General features: G+C 50.6%; 16 protein-coding genes. 3 read left to right on the forward strand and 13 right to left on the reverse strand.

From position 1 onward, the window contains the following. Nucleotides 1–275 precede the first annotated feature (275 nt). Nucleotides 276–1,208, forward strand: coding sequence for an iron-siderophore ABC transporter substrate-binding protein (locus V8F51_RS08435; RefSeq protein ID WP_337099731.1), 933 nt, complete (start codon nucleotides 276–278; stop codon nucleotides 1,206–1,208). An 80-nt stretch (nucleotides 1,209–1,288) separates the two neighbouring features. Beyond that, nucleotides 1,289–2,104, forward strand: coding sequence for an AraC family transcriptional regulator (locus V8F51_RS08440; protein WP_337099732.1), 816 nt, complete (start codon nucleotides 1,289–1,291; stop codon nucleotides 2,102–2,104). Between the two features lie 20 nt (nucleotides 2,105–2,124). On the opposite strand, the gene V8F51_RS08445 is transcribed toward V8F51_RS08440, so the two are convergent. From V8F51_RS08445 to V8F51_RS08470, 6 genes are all read right to left on the reverse strand, one after another. Further along, on the reverse strand, nucleotides 2,125–3,186 hold the full coding sequence (locus tag V8F51_RS08445; RefSeq protein ID WP_337099733.1) for an endonuclease/exonuclease/phosphatase family protein: 1,062 nt from the start codon (nucleotides 3,184–3,186) through the stop codon (nucleotides 2,125–2,127). A 136-nt stretch (nucleotides 3,187–3,322) separates the two neighbouring features. After that, nucleotides 3,323–4,078 (reverse strand): 2-dehydro-3-deoxy-D-gluconate 5-dehydrogenase KduD, encoded by a 756-nt coding sequence (gene kduD / locus V8F51_RS08450; protein ID WP_337099734.1) that lies wholly within the window; start codon nucleotides 4,076–4,078, stop codon nucleotides 3,323–3,325. 17 nt (nucleotides 4,079–4,095) lie between these two features. Continuing rightward, nucleotides 4,096–4,878, reverse strand: a complete 783-nt coding sequence (locus tag V8F51_RS08455; RefSeq protein WP_337099735.1) for a DeoR/GlpR family DNA-binding transcription regulator — start codon at nucleotides 4,876–4,878, stop codon at nucleotides 4,096–4,098. A 30-nt stretch (nucleotides 4,879–4,908) separates the two neighbouring features. Beyond that, complete coding sequence (kduI, locus tag V8F51_RS08460) at nucleotides 4,909–5,739, reverse strand: 5-dehydro-4-deoxy-D-glucuronate isomerase (protein ID WP_337099736.1); 831 nt, start codon at nucleotides 5,737–5,739, stop codon at nucleotides 4,909–4,911. 389 nt (nucleotides 5,740–6,128) lie between these two features. Further along, nucleotides 6,129–7,286, reverse strand: coding sequence for an amidohydrolase (locus V8F51_RS08465; RefSeq protein WP_337099737.1), 1,158 nt, complete (start codon nucleotides 7,284–7,286; stop codon nucleotides 6,129–6,131). A 166-nt stretch (nucleotides 7,287–7,452) separates the two neighbouring features. Beyond that, nucleotides 7,453–9,429, reverse strand: a complete 1,977-nt coding sequence (locus V8F51_RS08470) for a glycoside hydrolase family 127 protein (protein WP_337099738.1) — start codon at nucleotides 9,427–9,429, stop codon at nucleotides 7,453–7,455. Between the two features lie 141 nt (nucleotides 9,430–9,570). Between V8F51_RS08470 and V8F51_RS08475 the strand changes: the two genes are divergently transcribed. Beyond that, nucleotides 9,571–10,446 (forward strand): helix-turn-helix transcriptional regulator, encoded by an 876-nt coding sequence (locus V8F51_RS08475; protein ID WP_337099739.1) that lies wholly within the window; start codon nucleotides 9,571–9,573, stop codon nucleotides 10,444–10,446. Between the two features lie 33 nt (nucleotides 10,447–10,479). On the opposite strand, the gene V8F51_RS08480 is transcribed toward V8F51_RS08475, so the two are convergent. From V8F51_RS08480 to V8F51_RS08510, 7 genes are all read right to left on the reverse strand, one after another. Then, complete coding sequence (locus V8F51_RS08480; RefSeq protein ID WP_337099740.1) at nucleotides 10,480–11,748, reverse strand: extracellular solute-binding protein; 1,269 nt, start codon at nucleotides 11,746–11,748, stop codon at nucleotides 10,480–10,482. A gap of 26 nt (nucleotides 11,749–11,774) precedes the next feature. Then, complete coding sequence (locus tag V8F51_RS08485) at nucleotides 11,775–13,349, reverse strand: response regulator transcription factor (protein ID WP_337099741.1); 1,575 nt, start codon at nucleotides 13,347–13,349, stop codon at nucleotides 11,775–11,777. Nucleotides 13,350–13,369: 20 nt separating this feature from the next. After that, nucleotides 13,370–15,142 (reverse strand): cache domain-containing sensor histidine kinase, encoded by a 1,773-nt coding sequence (locus V8F51_RS08490; protein WP_337099742.1) that lies wholly within the window; start codon nucleotides 15,140–15,142, stop codon nucleotides 13,370–13,372. A 114-nt stretch (nucleotides 15,143–15,256) separates the two neighbouring features. Then, the gene (locus V8F51_RS08495; RefSeq protein WP_337099743.1) at nucleotides 15,257–17,050 is read right to left on the reverse strand and encodes a glycoside hydrolase family 66 protein; all 1,794 of its coding nucleotides are present in this window, start codon (nucleotides 17,048–17,050) and stop codon (nucleotides 15,257–15,259) included. A 29-nt stretch (nucleotides 17,051–17,079) separates the two neighbouring features. Further along, nucleotides 17,080–17,913, reverse strand: coding sequence for a carbohydrate ABC transporter permease (locus V8F51_RS08500; protein ID WP_337099744.1), 834 nt, complete (start codon nucleotides 17,911–17,913; stop codon nucleotides 17,080–17,082). A 23-nt stretch (nucleotides 17,914–17,936) separates the two neighbouring features. Further along, nucleotides 17,937–18,893, reverse strand: a complete 957-nt coding sequence (locus V8F51_RS08505; protein ID WP_337099745.1) for a carbohydrate ABC transporter permease — start codon at nucleotides 18,891–18,893, stop codon at nucleotides 17,937–17,939. A gap of 103 nt (nucleotides 18,894–18,996) precedes the next feature. Continuing rightward, a complete protein-coding gene (locus V8F51_RS08510; protein ID WP_337099746.1) occupies nucleotides 18,997–20,337 on the reverse strand; it encodes an extracellular solute-binding protein in 1,341 nt (446 codons plus the stop codon). Nucleotides 20,338–20,828: the final 491 nt, after the last annotated feature.

Here is a 20,828-nt window from a genome sequence, read left to right on the forward strand (position 1 = left end):
AATGATTATCATTCCGAGTACATTTGCAATTATATCGAACGAAAATGAGAGAATGATGTGAATCGAAAAAGATTTTTCCACTCCTGAGAAACAACATGAAATCGGATCAATCAGTGATTCATATAATCCATCCTAGCTATTCGATTCGTCTATTGTTCTAAAGCTGTACTCGTCTTATACTAACACTGATAATCATTATCAAAATAGAAACGGATGGGGTAACAGAAATGAAATGGAAACCTATATTACCTATGGCTTTAATCCTTTGTTGCGTTTTGCTTTTATACGGATGCAGCGGAGCTTCAAATGAAGGCTCAGAAACAAATGAACAAGCAGCAAACAGCAGTACGACAGCACCGGAGAAGTCCTCTCAGTCCTCTTTTCCGCGTACTTTAACGGATGAAAAAGGCGAGGTTACGATTCCCGATAAACCGAAAAAAATCGCGTTGACGGCATGGGGATTCATTGACTTGCTGCTTACGCTTGAACCGGAACAGCTTGCAACAACCGGGTATAACTACTACTCCAAGCTAGCGGCTTTCAAGCCTTACTTCGAATCCGACGCTTTCGTTGATCTTGGTACGGATGGAGAAATCAATTTGGAGAAACTTCTCGAATACGAACCTGATATCATTCTTGCCGGCGGCGAGGAAAATGAAAAAGTTTATACCGAATTGACAAAAATCGCGCCGGTCTTCTTCCTGGATGCCGCTAAAGGTTATGATGATTGGAAATGGGCGCTTACCGAGTACGCCAAAGCGCTTGGCTTGGAAGAAGAAGCGCAGCAAGTAATTGCCAATCACGATGCTAGACTAAGCGATGCCAAGAGCAAGCTGCAAAAATATGAGGATCAGGATGTCGTCTTCCTGGATCCTGCGGATAAAGCCTTCTATTTCTGGGGAACGGAGCGGCTGAATACGTATTACAATGAAATCGGTTTGAAGATGCCTGACAACGAATTAGCCGAGTCTGGCGGCGATTTATCCCTAGAAGGGCTCATCGAGCTGAACCCTGATCATATTTTCCTTCATAACCGTCCTACCGCTCCTTTGGCTCCAATTCTTGAACAACTGCAAAAAAGCGCGGTATGGAATCAGCTTGACGCGGTTAAGAACGGCCATGTCTATCCGTTGGAATCCTCCGCCTTCTCTCCTGGCCCGACTGGCGTAGCTTATGGAATCGAAGAAATATTAAAAAACCTAAAATAGCATTCAGCCTATTATCAAGACCGACTCCCAAGTGATATCCCTTGGGAGTCTATCTCATTATGGTTAGGAGAGCCAAGGGAATGATTCCTATCAATAGTTTTGCCAAAGAATTGCTGCAATCTAAGCTTGAGGTGGCCGGCGTGTTCAGAGTGATCTTGCCTGCAAATCACACTTATGGTGATGTGAACATAAAAAAAGCGGGGTTCCTATATGTTGTGCGAGGCGAAAGCGAATTTGTATGCGATGGCGTTCCGTATTTATTAAAGGCCGGCGATGTATTGCATGGAATGAAAAACATGCACTTGAAATATAGGACCGGCACAGACTCGGAATTTGATTATTATTTGATTAATTACAGCTTAATGGACTACAAGTACCATTCTTCTTCCCTTCTTCATCAATCCTTCGTTCTAAATACGGGATTAAATCCGGATACGCTAGCGAAGCTAGCTGCCCTTCACTCCCTATCCATGGATCCGGGCAGCATGTCTTCGCTCGGGGTATACGCCTCGTTTTTTCAGTTGCTCCACGATACTTTGGTGGACTTCCGCTTACAGAGCGAGCGCAATTCAAGATCGGATATGATCGAGGAATCCAAAGCCTTTCTGCATGCTCATTATATGGAACCACTTACCTTGACGATGCTGGCCGATCGATATAGCGTAAGCAACGGTTTCTTCTCAGCGCAATTCCGGAAGCATACGGGAATTAGTCCAATCGATTATTTACTGCAATTTCGAATAAATCGCGCCAAAGAAATGCTCGTCACCAAAAAATATACAGTACGCGAAATAGCTAAAAAGGTCGGGTATACCGATGCCTACTACTTTAGTCGCTTGTTCAAAAAATATACCGGCGTTGCCCCAAGTCATATTATCGACAATGGCTTATCTTGAACTGCAGCTGCGCGATTATGCTAATTCAAAACAAATTGCCCCGTCACAGGGTTATGATCACTGTTCGCAAAGCCGAGGTCATGCCCCTTCACACTCGTAATCCCAATATTCGGCGATACTAGGAAACCATCAATGACAGCAAGAAAATTAACGCCTTTCTCATAAGGAATGTCGAGCGTTCTAACGGATGGGACAGCGGGATCATTCGCCCACTGAAGCCCTTCTAACCCGAAGCCTTCAGGAAACGGCTGCAGCCATTCCGGCCACTCCTGCTCCGCTTCGAAAGCAGCGGCATCGGTTGAAGGCAGAGAGTGATTCCAGTCGCCGCCAACGATGAGATAATTGCCTTTGTCTGATTCCTCGCGAATGAAACCGTCCAAGAAATCCAATTGCTGCTTGCGAATGGCTCCGCCCTTGTCAAACGCTGACAGATGCAGATTGATCAGCACCAGCTCCTTGCCATTGTCGACTGGAAACCGGCTTGCGATTAATGCGCGATCCAGCTCCAACTGCTGTACGGGCCAGCTTTCCTTGCCGGGCAGGTCATAGCGTATATGCGATGTACTTTGGAATGTAGATAACGTCATCAGACCGCTTCTGACCGTCCCCATCGGATCAAACACAGGAACGGGTACCCAAGGCACTTTATAATTAACCGCATAAGTGCTGTCGTAGTCGGATAAAGTGTCGCTTAGAGCAGCCGCTTCGTCAATCTTGTAGCTTCGAGATGATTTCGTATCTACCTCTTGCAGCAGATAGAAATCCGATTGCGTTTCCTGCAAAAAATGTGCAATAGCATCAAGATTAGTTGCCGTCTGCTCCTTGCTGCTCGAACGCGACCTTTTGCCGCCATCCATGAAAAAGTCTTGCCCTTGATCAAGTCCAGCATATCCGATGTTAAAGGTCGTCACCGTTACAGAATCGCCTTGCTTCAACGCTTGCTGGCTGTTATGGCTGGCTTCAAGCTCTGTCTCCGAAGCAGGCTTGTAATCGACCAATGTCACATAAATAAGGAACAGCGCAGCAATCGCGACCGGTATGGCAATAATCCATCCTATCCATGTTAACGTTCTCCGCAGCAACATACTTCCTCCTTATACCCGTTTGTTCTATTAGTTATGATTATGAAACACAATCCATATCTAGGCAATCAAAGCTTTGCTCCAAAAAAAAATCCCCCAAGCTATGATAGCTTGGAGGCTTGCAACACAACGCTGCTTATCGAACGAGCCAGCCGCCGTCCACGGCGAGAATATGGCCGTTCATATAATCGGATGCGGCCGATGAAAGGAAAACCGCAGGGCCGATCATATCCTCGGAAGTACCCCAGCGGCCAGCCGGGATGCGGCCAAGAATTTGGGCGCTGCGAACCGGATCTTCGCGAAGCGCTTCCGTATTGTCCGTGCTCATATAGCCTGGAGCGATGGCATTCACTTGCACGCCCTTCGAAGCCCATTCGCTCGCAAGAGCTTTGGTAAGACCAGCTACCGCATGCTTGCTCGACGTGTAGCCCGGTACGTTGATGCCGCCTTGGAAGGAAAGCATCGAAGCAATGTTGATGATTTTACCCGAGCCTTGCTCGATCATGCGGTTGCCCGCAAGCTGGCAAAGCGCGAATACGGAATTCAAATTGACGTCCAGCACGTCCTGCCAATCGGCGTAGCTGTGATCGGCTGCTGGCGTACGTCGGATAATGCCCGCGTTATTGACCAATATGTCGATCTTGCCTAGCTCGTCGACGGTCCGTTCAATGATGCCAGGCAGCTTGCTGCGATCGGCAACATCTACCTGAATGGTAATCGCCTTGCGTCCAAGTGCGCGGATCGCTTCCGCAGCCTTGTCCGCAGGCGTTCGGTTCGTTACGAGTGCAATATCGGCGCCTGCTTGCGCGAGGCCAAGCGCGATCGCTTCCCCAAGCCCGCGGCCTGCACCTGTCACAACAGCCGTTTTGCCGCTTAAATCAAACAATCCCATCGTTCTACACCTTCCCTTTACCTACGTTTGCCGCCGCCTGCCGCCGATGCTTTCATCATTTGAAGGCCATATGCTTCATACTTCGCTTCTATTTCTGGAGTTATGCCATCATCGGTAATGATGATATCGACATCTTCCAATGATGCATACGTAATGAGCGCCCCTCGGTCGAATTTGCTATGGTCGGCCAGGCAATAGACGGTTTTCGCATTCTCCATATACATCTTCTTCAGCTTCGTTAATTCCTCGGTGAAGATCGTTAAGCCGTACTCCATATGAATGCCGGTCGTCGACAGAAACAGCTTATGGACATTAAGCCGCTTAATCCATTCCTGCGATTCCGCGCCGATAAGCAGATTGTTATGGCGATATCCGCCGGGAACAACAAGCCTAACCTGATCCTTCATGATTAGTTCCCGGATAATGAGCAGATCGTTCGTCAGTACCGTTACAGGCATGTTCGGGAGCAGTCTGGCCACTTCAAGCGTCGTGCTTCCGGCATCCAGAGCAATAATGTCTTCCGGCTCGATGCAAGTTACCGCAAGCGCTGCGATCGCCGTTTTCTCGGACTGGTGCTTGCTGTTCGGGTATTGGATCGGCAGCAGGCTGTCCTCGCCGTTCTGCTCCATGACCGCCCCGCCGTGCGTGCGCTTCAGCAGCCCCTTCTCTTCCAGCTTCTCCAGATCCTCGCGGACTGTCTTCTCCGTTACCTGGAATTGCTCGCTTAGCTCGGATACTTTGACCGCGCCGTTACGCTCTAATTTTTCTATAATTTTGCGATGCCTTTCCGCTGCTAGCATGACGCGTACCTCCCAAATCTTTCAGTACGACTATTTTAACTGGCTTGCAGGTACCGCGTCCATATCCGTGAACGTGTAGTTCTCGCCGGCCATCGACCAGCAGAATGTGTAGTTGCTTGTGCCCACGCCGGAATGAATCGACCATGGCGGCGAAATAATCGCTTGCTCGTTCGCCACGACAAGATGTCTCGTCTGCGAAGGCTCGCCCATCATATGGAACACGCGCGCGTCATCGTTCATGTCGAAGTACAAGTAAGCTTCCATGCGGCGATCATGTACGTGCGAAGGCATCGTATTCCACACGCTGCCCGTCTTCAAGCTCGTGACGCCAAGCATCAGCTGGCAGCTTTGGATACCGTCAGCATGGATATATTTATAAAGGACGCGTTCATTGGAAGTTTCTTGCGAGCCAAGGTGCGAAGGGTTCGCTTCCTCTACCGTCATTTTGCGCGTCTCGATTTCTTTGTGCGCAAGGGCGGAGCAGAAATACAGCTTAGCTGGATTGGCAGCATCAACGCTTGCAAGCAGCACTTGGCGTTTGCCTTTGCCGACATACAACACCTCAAGCTTGTTAAGCTCATACGATTCGCCGTCAACGGAAATCGATGCCGGTCCGCCAATGTTCAGGAAGCCGATCTCGCGGCGCTCAAGGAAGTATTCCGTCTTAAGCGTAGCAGCCGCTTCCAGTTCAAGCGCTTTCGTAACCGGCACTGCGCCGCCAACGACCATACGATCATAGTGTGTATAAGTCATTTTGATTTGATCCTGCTCGAATAAGCTTTCGATCAAAAACTCCTGGCGAAGACGTTCCGTATCATATAGCTTCACATCGGTTGGGTTCGTAGTATGGCGCACTTCCATTGTATAAAAGCCTCCTAATAGGTATGTTATTGTTCGTTTTCTATAATAACACACAATTACGAACATAAAAAGTACATTATCGAAAGTTTGCTGCTCACTCCACTATGCTCATGCGGCTGTCACTGCTCTCTAACCACTGCCTCCGTTACGGACACCAGCGACGCTAAAACGCCATATCATTATCATTTCGCGAGATAACGGACTGAGGAGACCTTAATTGCTCGTTTTTTGAGCATTTTAGCCTTGTATGTCAGAAATAGAGTCAACTGAGTCCGTTATGGTCGAGATCAATAGGTAAAATGGTATATGCGAGCTGCTGCTGTCCGTTAGATTAAGTGCATATTAGAAAAAGAGCCGTATACGCCACAACGGCATATACGACCCTCATCCTATAATTCCGTTTTGAGTTCGACTAGCGCCTCTGCGGCAAGTGAAGCAAAAAATGATGCGGCAATCGGCAATGCCGCTTCGTCCAAATCGAAGGACGGGTGATGCCATTCATGCGGCCCGCTCGTCCCCATGAACACGAACAGTCCCTCCGTCTGCTGCAAATAAAACGAGAAATCTTCTCCCGCTGGGGAAGGCGTCGGCTCGATCACCTGATACCCCAGCCTAGAACCGATTCGAGTCGCCGTATCGGCCCACTTCTTGTCGTTCACAACCGCAGGAGGACCGTCTATCCACTTCACGCGGGCACTCGTTGCGAATGCCGCCGCCACGCCGGCAACGACCTGCTCGAACCGCTCCCTCACCTTGAAGCGTACCGGTTCGTCGAAGGAACGAAGCGTGCCTTCAAGCTCCGCCTTGTCGGAAATGACGTTCCACGTTGTTCCCGCGCTTATTCTTGTCACGCTGACGACTGCGCTATCCAGCGCGCTGACGTTGCGGCTTACAATCGATTGAAGCGCCGTCACGATATGCGCGGCCGTTACGATAGGATCAAGCCCCGCCTCCGGCACGGCAGCGTGCGTGCCCTTGCCGTCTACCTCGATAACGAACCCGTCTGCGGCTGCCATAAGCGGCCCGCCCTTGATGCCGATCGTACCTACTGGCAAATCCGGCTTGTTATGCATGCCGAATACGGCGCTGACGCCAGCAAGCGCACCGCTTGCGATGACCTGCTGTGCGCCTCTCGCATTCTCTTCGGCCGGCTGGAATAAGAAGCGTACCGTACCTTGCAGCTCCGCCTCGCGTTCCTTGAGCAGAAAAGCTGTGCCAAGGATCGACGCTGTATGGAAGTCATGTCCGCAGGCGTGCATTTTGCCAGGCAGCACGGAGGCAAATGAAAGTCCCGTCTCTTCATGGATGGGCAGCGCGTCGATATCCGCTCTGACCGCAACGATCGGCCCGCCCTTTAGACCGCCGACCTCAGCGATAACGCCCGTCTTCAAACCGTAATCGACGATGCGAATACCTGCCTCCTTAAGCCAACGCTCAATCGAAGCCGTCGTGGCGAATTCTTCATGCGAAAGCTCTGGATGCTCGTGCAATCGACGGCGGATCTCCACCAAGCGCTGCTTCATACTTTCTGCCGAAAAGCTATTCATACGTATTCTCCTTCATTCGCTTATACTCTTGAAACAACCCGGTATTCATCCTTTATATTGTAGACCTCCCGCCTCAGAATGACAAACAAACAGCCCCGCTTCGCCAATAACCGAAGTTATAGGAGAGCAAGGCTGCTAGAGCATTAACTACAAATATATTGTTGGATTACACGCGTTCCTTCACCCAAACCGCCATCTCGCCTTTGCCCCGGTTCGCCCAAGCGTAATAAGGGATGAACTTCACTTCGGCAGGCGCCAAGTAAGCCGATGAATCCGTACGGTACAACTGCGTTCCCCATTGCTTATACTCCAGCTTGAGCGCTTGGGCCGAAATCACTTGCAGCCCTCCCGCAAGCCCTTTGTCGAACGACACGCGCAGCTCCGAATCGACCGGCAGCATGATTGAGCCCAGACCCGCGCCATTATCCGCTTCCTCGACGCAGTAGACGAGCGGTCCGTGCTGCAAAGCTACTTTGCCCGCATTATATTTCACAAGCGGGTTGCTCCTTACACGCATAACCGGCATATCAAGCACGAGCTCCACGACATCTCCAGAGGACCATGTTTTCTCTACGATTGCGTATCCGCCTTCAATCTTATCCTCATATGCATAAGGCTTGCCGTTAACGGTAATCGTCGCGGAAGCACTCCAATCCGGCAGGCGGAGCGCAAGCGCGAACTTGGTTGGAGCAGCAGGCTTCACTTCATAGCTGACGTTGCCCGACCATGGCATGCTTGATTTCTGAGTAAGCTGTACACTTGTTCCTTCAACCTGCAAGGTTGCCTCGCCGCCAATATACAAATGCGAGTAGATCGTCGAGCCTTTGACCGCATACATGTACTCACCTAGGGAAGCAAGCAAGCGCGCAATATTCGGCGGGCAGCAAGCGCAGCCAAACCATTGTTGGCGTACTGGCTTAACATGATTGTAGGTTTTATTGTTTCCGTCGCATACTTCCGGCGTTACTTCCAATGGATTAACGTAGAAGAAATGTTTGCCGTCGCGGGACATGCCTGCGATTACCGTGTTATAGAGCGCACGCTCTAATACGTCCGCATACCGGCTGTTCGGTTCAATCTGCAGCATCCGGTGCGCAAAGAAAATAAGTCCGATTGCGGCGCACGTCTCCGAATAAGCCGTGTCATTGGGCAGATCATAATCGATCGAGAAGGCTTCCCCGTTCGCCATCGAACCGATGCCGCCCGTCACGTACATTTGCTTGGAGACAATATTGTCCCAAAGCTTACTGCAAGCATCGACCAACGATTGATCGTTCGTTTCGCGCGCTACGTCAGCCATTCCCGCAAGCATATATACAACTCGAACCGCGTGGCCGATCGCTACGTCCTGCTCGCGAACCGGCACATGCGCTTGGAAATAAGCATCATCAAGCTGCAGTCTTCCATTATGCCAATGCGATGTCCAACCCCGCGCTTCAGCCTCCGCTTGGAAGAAACTTGGTTTCTGTCCGCGCTTATCTATAAAGTATCGGCTTAGTTCCAAATATTTATTTTCACCCGTCGCTTCGTACAGCTTCACGAGCGCCAGCTCGATCTCCTGATGACCGTCATAACCCGCGATCTGTCCCGCTCCGTCCCCGAACACAACTGCGATATCGTCCGCCATACGGCAGCATACGTCAAGCAGCTTGCGCTTGCCCGTTCCCTTGTAATAAGCGACGCCCGCTTCGATCATATGGCCAGCGCAATACAACTCATGGCATTCTGTCAAATTCGTCCACTTCTTGCCCGGTTCCTTAAGCGTGTAATACGTGTTCAAGTAACCATCCGGATGCTGCGCCTTGGCAATCGTATCTATAATATCGTCGGCAATCTGCTCCAGTGCCGGATCCTTCCTCGTAAGCAGCAAGTAGCCTACTGCTTCCAGCCATTTGGCTACGTCGCTGTCTTGGAATACCATACCATGATAGCTGCCTTCGGCTTCTCCAGCCGCAATCTTGAAGTTAGCAATTGCACGGCTCGGCTCGGCGCTGTCAATTCGGTCATTCAACGCATCCCATTGATACGGAACAACGACGTCACGCACCAAATCGATATAGTAGCTCCAGAAATCGTCTTTTATTTGAACGTCTTGAAGCGAAGCCGGTCTTGCCTTGCTCCTATTATTTACCGCTTGTCCCATCAGTACCTCGCACCTCTCCGAAAGAAAGTTATGATTTATGTGCTGCTGATTCCTATTGTATGCGCTACAATGAAACATAAATATAATAAGATCAAACCTATTTCTTATAAAATATCACACTCGCCCGGGAGGGAGATTACAATGACTAGCCGATCGTCTGAGCATGTGTATTTCGCAGCCCCGCCGCTTCCTTATTTTCTAGAGAGCGGCATGACTATTTATGAGCCGGGTGGACATCATCCCAGCCGCCAACAGCTTGGCTTGTTCGATCTGATTATCGTCGAATCCGGCACTTTGCACATAGGAGAAGAGAATTCGAAATGGGCGCTGACAGCTGGAGAGACGCTCCTGCTGCTTCCGGATCGTTATCATTATTCGGTGAAGCCCTGCGAGGAAACAACCTGCTTCTACTGGATACACTTCCTGCCTGTCGGCGAATGGCAGCAGTCGGCAGAAGAATATGCAAGCCTGAATCAAGAGGAGCATTATACAAAATTTCATACAACGCCTTACTCCTTACACCTGCAGAAGCAATGGAGGCTGCCAAGCCCCGAGACGACGTATCAGCTCCTCCGCGCGCTGAACCAATCGGGCAGCGAGCGCCAATCCAGCGCTTTTTGGACAAGTCAACAGCACTTCGATGAACTGCTTCGCTTATTGGACCTCAGGCAAGATGACACGTATACGAGCCCCTCGGTCACGCTCGCGGAGAAAACGGAAGCCTACATTAAGAATAACTATCGGACGGAAATTACGAGCAAAACAATGACCGATGCCTTGAACTTCCATTACAACTACATTACTCGCTGTATGAAGCAGGTATACGGGATGACCCCGATGGACTACGTAACCAAGTACAGACTCGAACAGGCGAAGCTGCTGCTGATCAAGACGGAATGGCCCGTAGCGGAAATCGCGCAGTATGTCGGCTTCGAGAATACGCCTTACTTCTCCAATTGCTTCGCCGACAAGATCGGAATGGCTCCGAGCAAGTTCCGCAAGCAGTATACGACCTAACCAGACAAACGGCTGGTCGTGCAGGGCAAGCAATCACTCCAGCCATTTATCAATCTGTTCGGCCGCCGCGGTCAAGCCGTCCTTAACAGAAAGCTCTCCTTGAAAAATCCTTATCATATCATTCAAAAAGATCTCTTCGATCTTGCCCCAATGCTTGACCGGCGGACGTAGAAACGTCTGATCGAGCGCCTGCGTGAACGGCGGGATGAATGAATCGTCCTGCGCTTTGATTACTTTCGCTTTCATATTCGTTGGAATGAGCCCCGTCTTCGACATTGCGATTTGCGAATCCTCGCGCACCATCCATTTCATGAATGCCCATGCTTGAGCCGGATACTCCGCTCCCTGCATGATGACCAAGTCCTCTCCTCCTAGTATCGAAGCAGGGCCATAATCTGGCGAGAAAGGGACAGCGACGGTGGAATCGATGACCCGTTTCAACTCATCCCCCTCGAAGATGCTATAAAACCACGGCCCTTCATCCGTTACCAAAATGCGCCCTGTCTTCACGCCCTCCCAGTTATCTGCTCCGCCGCTAATGATGCTGCGGTCGATTAGCTGCTCGTTGTACAGCGAGACAAGCTGCTCAACCGCATGAATCGTCTTATCGCTGTTCAAGTAACCCGTCGCCTTCTTATAATCGCTGCTCGTCATTATACCGCCTAACGCATAAATGTAGGGAAGACTCTTCCACGCGTCGAGCCCTCCGATGCCGATCTTGAATCGATGCTTCTTCGCAAGCTCGATGACTTCCGCGAAACTCGCAGGCGGATCGGTTAAGCCTGCCTCCTTGAGCAGCGCGCGATTATAAATGGCGACCTTCGTATTCATATTGACAGGCAGCGAGTAATGCTGGCCTTCATAATAACCCGCCGATCCCGTATTGCTCTGGAGCGCGGACATCACGTCGTCGTAGTCGGGATTGTCGCCGAGCGGAAGCAGCAGCCCGCTCTGAGAGAACTCCGGTATCCAAGCAATATCCATCCGAACAACATCCGGCGCGCGGCCGGAGGATGCCTTGGATATAAGCGTATACTTCAGCTCATTATCATTCGCTTGACGGACGGGATGAACGCGGACATCCGGGTGGACCTTCTCGAAGGCCGGAATCAACTGGTCCTCCAGTATTTGCGTCTCCGCATCGCTATACGTATGCCAAAACTCGATTTCATACACTTTATTATCGTTCAGACTCGCCACGCTGCTCTTGTCCGTTATGATCGACTGCTGCCCGCAGCCGGAAGCAAAGAGCAGCAACGCTGCGAGCACTAGCATCATCATTCGCTTTTGATTAACGGCCATTTCGCTCTCTCCCGTCGCCATTTCGCTTATTGCTGGTGCTTGTCGCGATATTCCACCGGCGTCATTCCCGTCATTTTCTTGAACAGCTTGCTAAAATATTTGACATCGTTGAAGCCCGACCGCTCGGCAACCTCATATATCTTAATCTCATTCTGCATAAGCAGCCGCTTCGCTTCATGCAGTCGAAGTTCGATTACATAATCAATAAAATTATGGCCGGACTGCTTCTTGAACAGGTTCGACAAATAGCTCTTGCTTACATGAATGGAATCCGCGACGTCCTGCAGCGTCAATTCCTCGAGGTAATGGAGCTTAATAAATTCCATCGCCTTCGCAATTAATTGGGCTCCATGCCCTTTGTCCGTAAGCTTTAGCCGATTCGGCTGCTCCATCTCCTCCGCGGAGCAGCGAATGAAAGCCTCAAGCTGATCAATTGTATCGCATCGTCTTATCAGCTCACGAAAGTCGGGCAACGGCTTAGCATCGCCGTTCCTATAGGAGAAGGCCGTCAATAGCTCGTATGCTTCTCTTCGTACTTGCTCAGGCATCGGTCTCATGGACTTCCACCGCGTGATGCAGCTGTCGATCATGGCTATCGGGCTAGATTCAGAACGCATCCTTTGCTGCATGGCGTGCCCGCGCAGCTCTTCGATATCCGTCGGTCCGTGCTCATTCGCCTTCGTATCTTCATCATTCCATGGGTAAATGCTGCCCATCCCTTCGAAGAAACGCCTTGCAGCAGCGGAACGGCATCTGTTCATACCGTTCTCCAGCCATTCCGTTTCCAAAGCCAAGCAGCAACCGATCGTAACGGATGCGGCTAGCTCTCGGGCTACTAGTGTTTGGAAGCTCTCTAGCGATTGCACCGCGCCTGATCTTCCGCCATCATTCAACGATACAACAGGGTAAATAAGCAGCAGTCCTTCCCCGCTCAATATCGGTGCGCAGCCGATCTCCGACCAATCGTAAAACAACGTCTGCATATCCTCATACATCATGCTTATATGCAAGTTGCCGTATGTCTCCTGCCACTCGTATAATCCGTCGGCCGTCACAAAGGCGCATACATAAGCTGCTCCGGCAATGCCGAATAAATCGGAGAAGCGTGTTCCGGAATCACTGGCTACGAGTGTCCGAATGACGTCATGCTCCAGCCGTTTGCGATCCAGCAGCGCGGTCTGTTTGACGAGCTGCTGATGCTCCACGACCTGCTTACGGCCACGAGCAATCAGGTCCTTGCATCTCTGCAATACAGCTATGAGCTCCTCGGCCTCCAGCGTCGGCTTAAGCAAATAATCGATCGCTCCCTGCTTCATTCCTTCGCGTACGTATTCAAATTCATTATAGCTGCTGATGAGAATGATTTTGATCGACGGATTAACGGCAAGCGCTTGCCGAGTAAGCTCTAGGCCATCCATGACCGGCATCTTGATATCGGTGACGAGAATATCGATTGGCTTCTCGCGAAGCACGGCGAGCGCTTCCTTGCCGTTCGCGCAATCTCCTTCTAGAATAAGTCCCAGCCCGCCCCAATCGATGAAGCTCTTCAGACCATTGCGAATAATCGGCTCATCGTCCACGATTAACACATGATCAAACATTTTCTTCCCCCCTCTTGCCGCTAATTCTGAAATCTAAGTATAATATGGATCGTTGATCCGACATCCGGCTCGCTCGTGATAGTGAAGGATGAAGCAGGTCCGTAATACAGCCTCAGCGAATCATGAATATGCCGCAAGCCGATGCCGAGTTGCTCCATGCCTCCCTGCCGGGAATTCATTAGCTTCAGTTGCTCTTCTTCTATTCCAGCCCCATTATCCTTCACAACGATATGCACTTCGCGATATCGACCATAGACTTCAACCGTTATGTTTCCACCCCGATTGAGCGGGACGAAGCCGTGGAATACGGCATTTTCGATAAGCGGCTGCAGCAGCATTCGCGGGATTCGAATCCCATTTTGCTCCGGCTCAATCTGAATATTCAGCTCGTACTTATGTTCATAACGCATCTCGAGAATGACCAAATATTTCTGAATAATCTCCAGCTCTTCTTCGATCGTAATCATTTGTCCGTCCTTGCCCATATTCGCCTGCAGCAGCCGAGTAAGTGCTGCCAGTCCTTGATCGGCCCGCTCCCGCTCTCCCGATCGGATAAGCCATCGCAGCGTGCTTAATGTGTTATATAGAAAATGAGGATGAATCCGATACGTTACCGCTCGCACCTCAGCCTCCAGCTTCTCCTTCTGCTGAGTTTCGACGCGTTCCATCAACTGTTCAATCTCATCGAGCATCTTGTTGAAATGCTTGCTCATTAGCCCGATCTCATCTGACGTCTTGACCTCCGTCCGCACCGTCAGATCCCCCTGCTGCACGCGCCGCATCTCGAGCGTCAATTGCTTAATCGGCCTTGTCACCTTCTTGGCAATCAATAGTCCGATAAGGACGGCCATAAGCGCGAAGCACGCCGATGTAATCAGAATGCGCGTATGCAGCTTATCGAGCGCGCCCGTAATTTCCACGGTCGGCACCGTACCGACAAGCATCCAACCGTTGCTCAGCATTTGCTTGACGCCATAATACGGAACGCCATTGTTGTCATATTCGAATTCGACCGCGTCATTGCCGATAATAAGCTCATGCAGATCACGCTCAGCTACCGGCTTGCCGATTCGCGCCAGATCGGTGTCAATCATGACAACACCCTCCGAATCGACAACCGTATAACGTCCCGTTTCGCCGAGCTTCACTTGCCCAATCGTGTTGACTGCCGATCGGCCGTTCATGTTGACGACAAGCAGCCCAATCTGCTTCAGCGTATTGAAATCCTTTAGGACACGGCTTACCGGCAGCACCAGCTCCGTGTTCTCGCCGCCTCCGCTAAAGAGGTCCCTGCGAAGCGGCTGCCAGACAAGCTTGCCGTCTTCCTGCTTCGACTTCTTCACCCAGTCCAGCTCGGCCAGCTCAGCTTTCTTCAGCTTCGACGTAGAGAAAGTACCGCTTCCCCAGCCGACGCCGCTATCCTTCAATATATAAACGATTTTGACAAAGGAGCTGGAATAGGCAATATTTCGAAGCAGCGTGTTCGTCGATTTCGACATCTCTACTTGCTCATTCAGCGGGCTCGTCGTGTAATACATAGCCGTATGCTGAACCTGCAAGTCGCTATAGATCAAATCCGATGTGTCGCTGCCCGCATTGATCATGGTTGATAGCGCATCCGCGGTCTGTTTCGTCAACTGCACCGTGGAAGCCCTTACGTTTTTTTTGACAAGTGCGGTAGATTCCAAGTAGAAAGAGAATCCCGACAACGTAGTAGGGATCAATATAATGAACAAAAAGGCGATAATGACCTTGGAAGCATAGCGGTTTCTGATTCGTTCAAAGCGCAGCATACTTAAGTCCACCCTTACTATTCGAGATAATTCTAGTTTACCTCATTCGCCGTTGTTTAAAAGAGAAAAAACCAAAGCGTTTCGGGCTTTCCCGCCATCGCTTTGGCACTTCTATTATTGCTTGTAGCTCACCGTTACCATATCCCAATACTTTAGGCCCGGAAGCTTGAATGTTGCGACTCCGTCCTTCTGCTCGAACGACAGCTCGACTGACGATCCGTTGTAATAATCGGGCGAAGCGAACTGAATGCTCGCAACCTCATTCCCTACGGGAAGGGCTATCCCGACATCCTTAAGCTCTTTAGGAATGGCCTGCTTGCCTTCATTATCGCGCCATTCCAGCGTCGTCGCATCGGTGAAATTAATGAAGTGGACGATATCGCTGTCACCCTTTTGCTTAGTGAATGACCATACCTTATTAATCTCGGGAGTGGCTGACACCTCGATATCGCCTAGCCCTTCCGCTACTAGCTCAGAATCTTCAACCCCGTCGCGAAGAACATTTTGATAGGCGACCAGAAAATCATAGTAACGAACGAGCTGCTCCTCCAGCTCATCCGGAATAATCAAGTTCCGATTCGGAAAATATTCCTTCGCCAGCATGTTCTCGCCGAGCTCCAGATGCGAGCCGCCCGCTGCGAAAATAACGGCGTCGGTAAGCAAAACACCAGGCGTATTGAATTGTCCCGCCGAATTAGCCAGATCATAGTTCATGTAAGCAGCCAGCACCGTATTCAGCTTGCCCTTGCCGTACTTGTTGTTCTGATCGATGATGTCCTTCAGGTTCAAATACTTAGGCTGCGCGTCCCATACCTCCGTGTATAGAAACTCTAGCGGTGCCTGCGCAGCAAGGAAAGCTTGCCCGTATTGGCCAACCGCGTTCATGACGTAATCGGTATCCAGCTTCTCTTTAGCCGCCTTCAGGAAGGAAACGTACCCTTCGGTGAGCTTGGCCGATTCGCCCTTGCCATTCCATAGCGCACCGCGGTCGCCGAGCTGATCCACATGCCAACCGTCGAAGCTAAGCTGCTTGAATACCTCGATTTCCTTCTTTATTAGATAGTTCTGCCATTCCGGGTTAGCAGGATCATAGAGCATAATATCGCTAGCCCAGCTATCCGGCAGCGGATGTTTATCTTGATTCGTCCCCGTCGGATCGCGGAATAAGCCCCATTCCCGCTTCACCCCATCGGCTTCCGCTCCTTCGTATGCGCCGAACAGCAAGTTGTAGTTCATCGCCATCATGTTCCGTTCATGGGCAAGATCGATATAACCTTTAACGGTATCGAAAGCAACGGGACGATTCGCGATATCCGGCCACTCGGCGGCCGGCTCGTTCCCGTTCATTTGGAGCGGCTCGTGATGCTTGTATTGCCAGTCGTAGAACTGGATGCCGTTAATATGGAATCGGTTCAAGCGCTCGATAACGGCATTCTGTTCATTCGTAGACATCGCATGGAAGTCAGCCAAGTAGCCGTAACGCGGGAACTTGCTCCAATCTGCGGAGACGTCGACCGCGACATTGAGATGATCCACCGCCTCGCCCTTCTCTGTCAGGAACACTTCGGCCATGTAACCCTTGCCATCCTCCTTCGGAGGCGTCCAGCTCCAAGCGGCTTGCTTGCCGACCAGCTTCACTTCCTGCCTGCCAACCTGTTCGCCGAGATGGCGATATTGAACGATGATCTTCGAACCGGACCGGTCTTCCTTCAGATCTAGCGTGAATTGCACCTTGTCGCCAGGACGATAGGCAGCCTTATCCGTAGAAAGCTTCGTCATGAAGCTTTGGCTCTGTACGGTTTCGGCATTCAGCTTCAGCTCGCTGCTGCAGCCTGCCGCGGACATTGCGCCAACGGAGCCGACGAGCAGCAACGATAATAATTTTATTTTCATCGGATTCAATTTCATTCGTAATCTCCTGTTCTTATCGATAGCAATTAACCTTTCACGCCGCCTTCGTTAAATCCGCCCTGCACGAACCGTTTCTGGAAAATGATATAGAGCAGCACGGTCGGAATGAGCGCAATAATCGAAGCTGCGAATACCCATGAGTAATTCGTCGCGTATTTGTCGTTGAACATGAGGAGCGCGATCGGCAGCGTGCGCATCGCCTCATCCTTAATAATGACCAGCGCAGTGAAATATTCCTCCCATGTACCCTGGAACGAGAGAACGGCAAGCGTCGCGATGGCCGGCATCGACTGCGGCAAATAAATATTCCAAAAAATCCGCCAGTTGCCCCCGCCGTCGATGAGCACCGATTCCTCGTATTCCTTCGGTATGCTTTGGAAGAAGCCTCGCAAGAAAAACGTGCTTCCGACGACCCCGCCGCCGATGTAGATGAGCCATAGCCCCCAATACGTGTTGATCAGATGAAGCGATTTGATGATCAGGAACTGCGGGATAATATTGATGACACCCGGGATCATCATCGTCAGCAGAAACGTGCGGAACAGAAATTCTTTGCCGGGAAACGTAAATCTCGCAAAACCATACGCCGTCAAGCAGCCGAGGAACAGACTGCCGACCATGGATACGATCGTCACAAGCGAGCTGTTCAGAAAATAACGCGCAAAATTATTTCTGCCCCACACCAGCTTGTAATTGTATAAGTCCGGAACGACCGAGAACACTTCTTTCGGCCGCGGCAGCGAATAGGCGCCTTTGATGAAGCTCGTCATAATCATATAGACGAAGGGAAACAGGAAGGCCAAAGCGCCTAAAATGATAATTGCGTATACGAGCAGCTGAATATGCCAATTTGTCTTCATTGCTATCCCTCCCAAGCGTTATTTTACAAAAACCTCTGATTTCCGAATTTTTTCATCTGGGTATACGTCAGCAGGAAGACGGCGATTCCCATCATGACAGCTACTGCGGATGCATAACCGAAGTTAAAGTTTTTGAACGCTTGCATATACATTAAGCTCGGCAGCGTCTGGGTTTGATCCATCGGCCCGCCCCTCGTAATAAAGTACACCTGCGGGAAGAAGTTGAATGCGCCGTTGATCAAGTTGATCACGACAAACGCCGTTACCGGTCCTAGCATAGGGACGGTTATGCTCCAGAACTGCTTCGTGCCGTTTGCCCCGTCGATAGCCGCAGCCTCGTAATACTCTTTCGAAATCCCCTGCAACGCTGCCAAATAAATGACGACGCCCCAGCCGACCGTCTTCCAAATATGGAACAGCCAAATGACGATCATCGCCGACCAATAGTTGGAGAGAAAATTGATCGGTTCATTAAAGATACCGAGCTGCTTGTAGAAAATGTAGTTAACCAGGCCGTATTCTCCTCCTGCGAACAGGAAGCGGAACAGAAACGCAACGACGATCCAAGATGTAATGATCGGCAAGTAGTAGACCGTTCGGAAGACGATTTTTTGCTTCACAAAATGAAGATTGATCAGTACGGCGAACACGATCGCGAGCAGCCAGTTGATCGGTACGGTCACCGCGACGTTCAGAAACGTATTGCGGATCGCCATTAACACTTTGTTGTTCGGATCAGTGAAGGCCGATACGTAGTTGTCGAAACCGACATACGGATTTTCCGCGTTCGGCATAATGCTGTAGTCTTGGAAGCTGATGAGGATATTCCGGATCATCGGGTAGATGACGAACACAGCCGTGCCAACGACGCCCAGGAAGATGAACGGCAGCACCATCATCCATTGCTTCAATCCTTTTTTGATTCGCAAGCTAGCAGGGTTATGCCCGGATATCGGCTGACCCGTCACTGGAATAGACATAAGGAAACTCCTTCCTTCTCGCTCAATTGGGAGGCCTTCTTCTCTCCGCCTGGGATGAAGAAGAAGGCCTCAGTGATTGAGAATGCGTAAGTTAGTTGATTGCTTACTTGGTGAGGATCGCTTCGATGTTCTTCGCTGCTTCGTCCAGCGCTGTCTTGGCGTCAAGCTCGCCGCGTACTGCTTTCTCGAACGCGAGATTAATGATGGACTCCATCTCGCCATATTGCGGAATCGGCGTGCGCGGCAGCGCTGTCTCAAGCTGCTTCACATATTCGGCAACAAAAGGGGTCTCAAGGAATGACGGATCGTTAGCTGCTGTTTTGTTCGTTGGAATGAGGCCAAGCTTGCTCATAATCTTCTGCGGCTCTTCGCCGAGCATCCACTTTGCGAACGTCCATGCTTCCTGCGGGTTTTTCGAGTTTGCGAAGATAACGAGATCCTCGCCGCCTACGACGGAGCGGCTGCCTCCGTCGCCGGCAGGCATCAACGCGCGAACCGTTTGCTCGAGCGGCTTGAACGCTGATTCCGCTTCGTTCATAAGAATGCTGTAGAACCAAGGTCCGTCGTCGATCATCATGTAATCATTGTTTTTCATACCGTCCCAAGCGCCCGGTTCGCCGCCGAGAATCGTCGGCGTAACGAGTCCATCCTTGTTCCATTGCACGATCGTCTCCAGCGCCTTCACGCTGGCAGGGCTGTTCAAGAAACCTTCAACCTTCGTGTAATCCTCGTTCGTCAGCGTGCCGCCGAGACTCCAGAAGTATGGCGATGCCGCCCACACGTTGGCGCCGCCGATGGTGATGCCGCCCGGCTTGCCTTTGGATACCGCAAGCTTCGCCGCAGCGACGAGTTCATCGATAGTCGCCGGTGCTTGCGCTACGCCGATTTCATCCAAAATCGCTTTGTTGTATATCGCGATTTTGGTATTCGTATTCAGAGGCACGCCATAGTAGCCGCCGTTATATGCGTTCGTTTGCATCGGCCCTTCGAACAGATTGCCTTTCAGATCCTCGAAGCCGTCCAGTTGGCTAACGTCCTGCAACGCGCCCATCTTCGCGAATTCCGGCACCCAAATAATGTCCATCCGCATCAGGTCGGGAGCCGCGTCGCCCGCTACGCCGGCGATAACCTGCTCCTTCAATCCTTCATACGGCATGCGCGTCAGCTTCAGCTCAATGTTCGGATACTGCTTCTCGAACAGCGGCTTGATTTCTTCCGTAAGCACCTTCTCTTCCTGGTCGCTGTACGTGTGCCAATACTCGATTGTTACCTTTTTGCCGTCCGTTTGCGGTTTGTTCCCGCTTTCATTTGTCGGCTTGCTGTTGCCCCCGTTGTCGGCCGGCGTATTGTTCACATTGTTTCCGCTGTTGCCGCTGCAAGCCGTAATCGTGAATGCCGTTACCGCTGCCAGAACCCCGAAGAAAATCTTTTTGTACCTTTTCATTGTGTAAGACCCTCCCTCTCATATGTGCGTTGCTTCCTCATTATGAGTTGAAAGGCGGTTACAAGAAACCGTTTACATTGTGCTTATGGTGTCGGATATTACTCATGTTTCTTGAACGAGTTATGGAGCGAAATAAAGTGGTGTCTTATATTTCTGTGTTTGCAGAAATATAAGACACCACTTCGTTGAGGCTGCGCTGATCTGTAAGTATAGATTCGATCAATTAGCTGGAAAAACTCCAGTTAATTCTATAGAAGTAACCGTTTTGAATGTAATAACTGGAATTTTTCCTTCTAATTATGCCATTCTCCTCCTCTGGGGGAGATTAGATCGATATTAAAGGGAGTAACTCCAGTTATTTCAATTAACGACGCCTAAATTGACAATTTAACGGGAGGTTTTCCCGTTAATTTTCGATCGGCAGAGCTCTGCAAGCAAGCAACTTAAATGAACCACTCTCCGTCTTGTATTTACATAGATACGAAAGGGGG

This window comes from Paenibacillus sp. YIM B09110 (assembly GCF_037167145.1).
Lineage (GTDB): Bacteria > Bacillota > Bacilli > Paenibacillales > Paenibacillaceae > Pristimantibacillus.

Coding starts and splice junctions, on each gene's coding strand:
- V8F51_RS08440 (WP_337099732.1), top strand. CDS start 1,289: ATGATTCCTATCAATAGTTTTGCCAAAGAATTGCTGCAATCTAAGCTT.
- kduD (WP_337099734.1), bottom strand. CDS start 4,078: ATGGGATTGTTTGATTTAAGCGGCAAAACGGCTGTTGTGACAGGTGCA.
- V8F51_RS08455 (WP_337099735.1), bottom strand. CDS start 4,878: ATGCTAGCAGCGGAAAGGCATCGCAAAATTATAGAAAAATTAGAGCGT.
- kduI (WP_337099736.1), bottom strand. CDS start 5,739: ATGGAAGTGCGCCATACTACGAACCCAACCGATGTGAAGCTATATGAT.
- V8F51_RS08465 (WP_337099737.1), bottom strand. CDS start 7,286: ATGAATAGCTTTTCGGCAGAAAGTATGAAGCAGCGCTTGGTGGAGATC.
- V8F51_RS08470 (WP_337099738.1), bottom strand. CDS start 9,429: ATGGGACAAGCGGTAAATAATAGGAGCAAGGCAAGACCGGCTTCGCTT.
- V8F51_RS08475 (WP_337099739.1), top strand. CDS start 9,571: ATGACTAGCCGATCGTCTGAGCATGTGTATTTCGCAGCCCCGCCGCTT.
- V8F51_RS08480 (WP_337099740.1), bottom strand. CDS start 11,748: ATGGCCGTTAATCAAAAGCGAATGATGATGCTAGTGCTCGCAGCGTTG.
- V8F51_RS08485 (WP_337099741.1), bottom strand. CDS start 13,349: ATGTTTGATCATGTGTTAATCGTGGACGATGAGCCGATTATTCGCAAT.
- V8F51_RS08490 (WP_337099742.1), bottom strand. CDS start 15,142: ATGCTGCGCTTTGAACGAATCAGAAACCGCTATGCTTCCAAGGTCATT.
- V8F51_RS08495 (WP_337099743.1), bottom strand. CDS start 17,050: ATGAAATTGAATCCGATGAAAATAAAATTATTATCGTTGCTGCTCGTC.
- V8F51_RS08500 (WP_337099744.1), bottom strand. CDS start 17,913: ATGAAGACAAATTGGCATATTCAGCTGCTCGTATACGCAATTATCATT.
- V8F51_RS08505 (WP_337099745.1), bottom strand. CDS start 18,893: ATGTCTATTCCAGTGACGGGTCAGCCGATATCCGGGCATAACCCTGCT.
- V8F51_RS08510 (WP_337099746.1), bottom strand. CDS start 20,337: ATGAAAAGGTACAAAAAGATTTTCTTCGGGGTTCTGGCAGCGGTAACG.